Consider the following 5,165-nt stretch of genomic DNA (forward strand, 5'->3'; position numbering starts at 1 on the left):
AGTCTCTAAAAGTAACTTTTCTTTTCTTTCTTTGCGCCTTTGCGTCCTTTGCGGTTATTTTTTAACGAACCGCAAAGTACGCTGCATAACGCAAAGAGTAAGAGTTTAAGGGTGATAAAAAGATGTGTGTACACCGTAGGGGGTTGGGGGGATTTTCCAAGCCTATAGTTTAATTTTATACTTTTAAAACAACCTCTAAGAAGCAAGCTTATTTTCTCTGTTAAATTGTATTGTTCTGTATGAAGTAGCTTGATGAATAAAATCAATGATAGATTTTGCGATTGCTTCTGATGCTAAAAAAGGTACACCATTTCCGATAGTTTTAAACATATTTGTGAGTGACATATCATCAGGCAAAACAAAATTTTGTGGCAAAGATTGAATAGCTAAAGCTTCAGCGACAGAAATTCTCCGAACTTTATAGGGATGTAAATGTACTTCGTTATTACCGTAACAAGCTGTAGGAGAGTAACGCCAACGATGCAAACGTTTAAACGATTTTCTCGAATCATCTCCTTCTGGAATAGATGCAAATTTTTCGATACCCGCTCTTGGTCGAAAGTAATGTTGAGAATTAAAATGATTCGTCACATCATTCTTTATAAACCATGATTCAACTGTTAATTCTTTAGGAATTCCTTGAGGACAAACTACAATAGAATTTTCTTTAAATGGTTCATGCTGAAGCCAAGGATAAGAGAAAACACTACTTTGAGGATAAATAACGTATTTCTGCCAAGGAAATTCTAGTTGATTCTTCAAGGCGATATTCTTAAGTATAATCCCTATACTTCTTAAAAAATTACTGTGAAAGCCTAATAGAATAATTCGTTCTCTATCTTGTGGAACACCGTACTCAATTGTATTAATTAAGCGGTCAGTCAATATATAACCAGACTCTTGTAATCTTATTTTGAGTGATTTATAAAATAAATTATGCTTTTTTGTCTTCCATAAACCTTTAACATTCTCAAATAAAAAGAAATCTGGCTGTTGCTGACAAATCAGTTCAACATAAGCGGTAGAAAGTTTACCGTTGGCGCCTAAATGTCCACGATTTTTACCACCTACTGAAAAATCAGGACATGGTGGACCGCCAATAAATCCGATTACGTTTATATCGTTTGTAGAATTGCGACAATCTTTGACAAGTTCCTTGAGATGATGAGCATGTGATTCTACAAGCTTATTAACATCACCATCATCACCTTCATGATACCCATATTCAGGCAAAGGTAAATTTAGATGAGAGCGCGAGTATTTATATGCTGCCATAAAAGGCTTAAAAATCTCGCTGACATAAACAACATCATAACCACTAGTCTCAAAACCCAAATCAAGAAAACCAGAGCCAGCGAAAAAAGAGAATATCTTTGGTTTGACAGTCATTTACCAACAAAACGCGCGCAGCAAGTAATCCAATCTTACATTTCAATGCATCTTAAATAATGTAAAGATTTTTCTCCGTGCCCTCTGTGACTCTGTGGTAAAAACGAATCTTCTTTCTTTTCTTTGTGTCCTTTGTGACCTTTGTGGTTTATCTCTTTAAAAAACCACAAAGAACACAAAGAACACAAAGGGGGGAGCTTAAACACCTGACTCAGCAGGAACTAAGCGTTTCACACCTTGACTAACAAAACCTTGTAAAAAAGCCACCTGTTGGTTTTTCTGAAAAACGTTTTGTAAAGAAGAGCGTAACTTCTCCAAATTCAAAGGATTTCCGGTTTCAATAGATACATCCTGAGCTTGAAGATACTCAACCAAAGCCAAACCAGCAACGCGCGTTAGATATGCTGCACTCACACCCTGAATAACACCACCAACTGCGTAAGTGACAGCATTAGTCTTAAGTACAGTGCTAATAGCTTTTGTCGAAAGTTCGACTATACCAAGTTTCAGCATCAACCCTCCCATTTCTACAGCTACAGTTTTCGCTTGTTCGAGGGAGAATTTTTGTTGGTACACACTGCCCAAGTCCATAACCATTTGCGCGTTAATTGCTGCAGTTGCTAAAATATCCAACGCGGGTAACGGGTTTGCAAAAGCAGCAGCAGCAGCTATCCATTGATGTTGTTCGATAATTGGATTTGCTTTTTGTACTCTAACTATATTTAATGCGGTTTTTGCGTGACTTTTGAGGTAATCTGCTTTTCTCTTGGTAGTACCCCAAACTAGCTGTTGACCGTTATTAGCAATAACTTCACTTAACTGAGTAGTTAATTCCTGAATATCTGGTTGAGGCTGTTCCATCCATTCAGTAAATGTATCATCAGCGTTGTGTTTACGAACTTTGATGGGTACAGGCGCCGCCGATATTGCTGTAACATCACACTGTAACCGTTGTTTTAATGATGACAATATACTTGCACGCTCATCCGGAATGTATTGGTCTTGCTTATTGAAGACCAGCATGACGCGACCTGACGTAGCGTTGAGTTGTTGAAGCGTTTTATACTCTGTATCGGTTAAATCACCGTTAGCAACAAATAACACGTAATCAGATATTACAGTATCATCAAGAACATCAGAATCAGTATGAACAGCCTCGATAAATAACGGTGCCGTTTCTTTTAGTGTCGCAATGGGTAAAGAAGCAGTATTTTGCTGTAAAATCTGAAGAATAGTAGATTTACCTACAGATTTCCCACCAGTCACAGCGAGATGAATTTCTTTTCGCTCAATCTCAGCTTCCAATTTTGAAACTTGCTTTTGAAGTAATAAGGCGAAGTTTTTCGTCTCGATATTATCTTCGCAGGCGCCTGCCAACTGGTTGATTACGACTTCGGCCTTTGCAATCGCTTTTTCTACAGTCGCACGGTCACGAGGTAACTCTTCTTGTAGTACTATTTTGCTAGTGCGTGGTTTTAACAGCCACAAAGAACCACCAACTGCGACTAAACCTAGCAAGCTAAACTCACCAATTTGCACGAATGAGTCTTGCAAAGTATCAAACAGCCATAATGCAAAGGACAGTCCTAGTCCTCCTATTAATATTGGTCGCTGCAACTTCACCGTTTTATTCTCCGAATGGACGAATGGTTTCTACTACAGAATAGATCAAAAATCCAGCATAGTCATTCGATATTGGTCAAGTCTTGTGTGTAACAATTATCGAACGAGTACCATAAGTAAAAGTAGATAATTTATTATCCGGTAATAGAAAAATTTACCTGGAAATGTATAAAAGGTGATAGGTGTTTAGTCTATGAAGTTCAGTGTCGTGATCACGACTTATAACCGTTTACAATTGCTGCAAAGGGCTATAGATTCAGCTTTGCAGCAAACACTAGAGTGTGAAGTTGTGGTCGTTGATGATTGTTCGATTGATGGAACACAAGAATTCATAGAGAACTTATGCAACCTCATGAGCGCGCGTGGAGATTTTCGGTTAATTTACCATCGCAACTCGACAAACTCAGGACATGCTGCCACTGTAAATATTGGAGTTGAGAAAAGTAGTGGGGATTGGATCAAGTTTTTGGATGACGATGATTACTTGGCGCCAACCTGTTTAGAGGAAATGGCAAAAGCAATCAAACTTCGTTCTGATGCGGTAATTTGTTCGTGCGTAGCTGCTCAAGTTGATCCGGAAGGTGTTGAAAAAAGCAGAACTCCACAACTTGGCCCCGGTTTAGCATATTATATACCTCAAGCTGATGTCCATTATGGAATGCTGCTAGAAATTGTACCATTTGGTACACCAGTACAAGTAGCTTGTAGGCGCCAAGCGTTTTTAAAGTCAGGTGGGTGGGATGTATTGATGACAAGCTGTGACGATATTGACTCCTGGGTTCGGATAGCTAAATTTGGCGATGCGATTTTTTTGAATCAATGTCTTGCTTTTCGCACTCACTGGAACGGTGGGTATGACCAAAAAATTGCATATAAACAGCGACTCGATACAAATATATTGATAAAAGAGAAAATCTACGCTTTGGTAGATACTACTCATAGTCGGAATATACCTACGTTAGACGATATGCGAAGCTACTTAAAACTGCATTGGTTGTTAGTCGCACTTAAAAATAAAAACATTCACAGTGTCGTAAAAATATTTGAGCCATCAATTCTGTCTATTCGAGCTTGGTGGCTACTATTCAAGGCTTTTCTGGTTCGTCGCTGGTGCCATCAAAATTCGCGTATTCGCAAATACATTCTGATTCAGTAAAGTTTAACATAAACATAATCCAATTTTAATCAAATTCAACGAACCCTAAGTGTCTTTACTAAAACTCTACGAAAACTTTGTAATTTATTGACAAATTTATCTTTTAAAAATTGTGAGGTCTGGTAATATAAAATACTATAATCCATCAGTAATGTTTTGGGTAAAACCTCAATATACATTCTTTACTTCATAACTAAATATATTCCTCATGCGAGTTATACACGTCTTAAACCATGTTCAAGAGATTGGTAACGGGATAGTAAATGTCGCTGTTGATTTAGCTTGTCTGCAAGCGAAAACAGGGCATCAAGTGGCAGTGATATCAAGTGGTGGAGAGTATGAAAAGTTACTAAATAGTTATGGTGTAAAGCATTACGCTATAAATTTCAGTCGAAGTCCAGTAAATATCATCAAAGTCATTATCCGTTACCGAGAAATAATTTCGGAGTTTGAGCCAGATATAGTTCATGCTCATATGATGACAGGAGTAGTGCTAGGTAGTATGCTGCGTACACAACGTTATGCGCTTGTATCTACCGTGCATAACGAATTCCAGCGTAGTGCAATATTAATGGGTTTAGCTGACCGAGTGATTGCGGTGAGTCAAGCAGTTGCTCATAGTATGGAAAGACGAGGTATTTCAAAACAGAAGTTACGAGTTGTATCGAACGGAATATTGGATAGTCCACGTACTTTACAGAAGAGCTTACCAGTTGTCTTAGAGCATCCAGCTATAACAACTGTAGCTGGGATGTATGAACGCAAAGGAATAAAAGAGCTTATTGAAGCGTTTGTAAAAATTTCCTCCACTTACCCGGAAGCACATCTATATATAGTAGGTGATGGTCCAGATAAGAAAATATTTGAAACTCTTGCTTGCGCTAGTTCGGTTGCTGAAAAAATTCATTTTGAAGGATTTCAACCGCAACCGCAGCGTTACCTCGTATCTTCAGATATTTTTGTATTGGCATCATACCACGAATCATTTGGGCTTGCC

General features: G+C 38.2%; 4 protein-coding genes. 2 read left to right on the forward strand and 2 right to left on the reverse strand.

Translation table 11 applies throughout. The features are described 5' to 3' along the window. Positions 1-195: 195 nt before the first annotated feature. A complete protein-coding gene (locus AC2JBO_RS42900; RefSeq protein ID WP_496959720.1) occupies positions 196-1,389 on the reverse strand; it encodes a DNA cytosine methyltransferase in 1,194 nt (397 codons plus the stop codon). A gap of 198 nt (positions 1,390-1,587) precedes the next feature. After that, positions 1,588-3,012: a YcjF family protein gene (locus AC2JBO_RS42905; RefSeq protein WP_496959721.1), complete on the reverse strand. Its 1,425-nt coding sequence runs from the start codon at positions 3,010-3,012 to the stop codon at positions 1,588-1,590. Positions 3,013-3,205: 193 nt separating this feature from the next. Between AC2JBO_RS42905 and AC2JBO_RS42910 the strand changes: the two genes are divergently transcribed. After that, on the forward strand, positions 3,206-4,168 hold the full coding sequence (locus AC2JBO_RS42910) for a glycosyltransferase family 2 protein (protein ID WP_496959722.1): 963 nt from the start codon (positions 3,206-3,208) through the stop codon (positions 4,166-4,168). A 208-nt stretch (positions 4,169-4,376) separates the two neighbouring features. Beyond that, the coding region (locus tag AC2JBO_RS42915) for a glycosyltransferase (protein ID WP_496959723.1) at positions 4,377-5,165 on the forward strand (789 nt) is incomplete at its 3' end.

The sequence above is a fragment of the Calothrix sp. CBUCES-K 9914 genome (genome assembly GCF_059640475.1).

What these genes read in the sequence shown, in the direction of transcription:
- AC2JBO_RS42900 (WP_496959720.1), bottom strand. Translation starts at nt 1,389, where the DNA reads ATGACTGTCAAACCAAAGATATTCTCTTTTTTCGCTGGCTCTGGTTTT.
- AC2JBO_RS42910 (WP_496959722.1), top strand. Translation starts at nt 3,206, where the DNA reads ATGAAGTTCAGTGTCGTGATCACGACTTATAACCGTTTACAATTGCTG.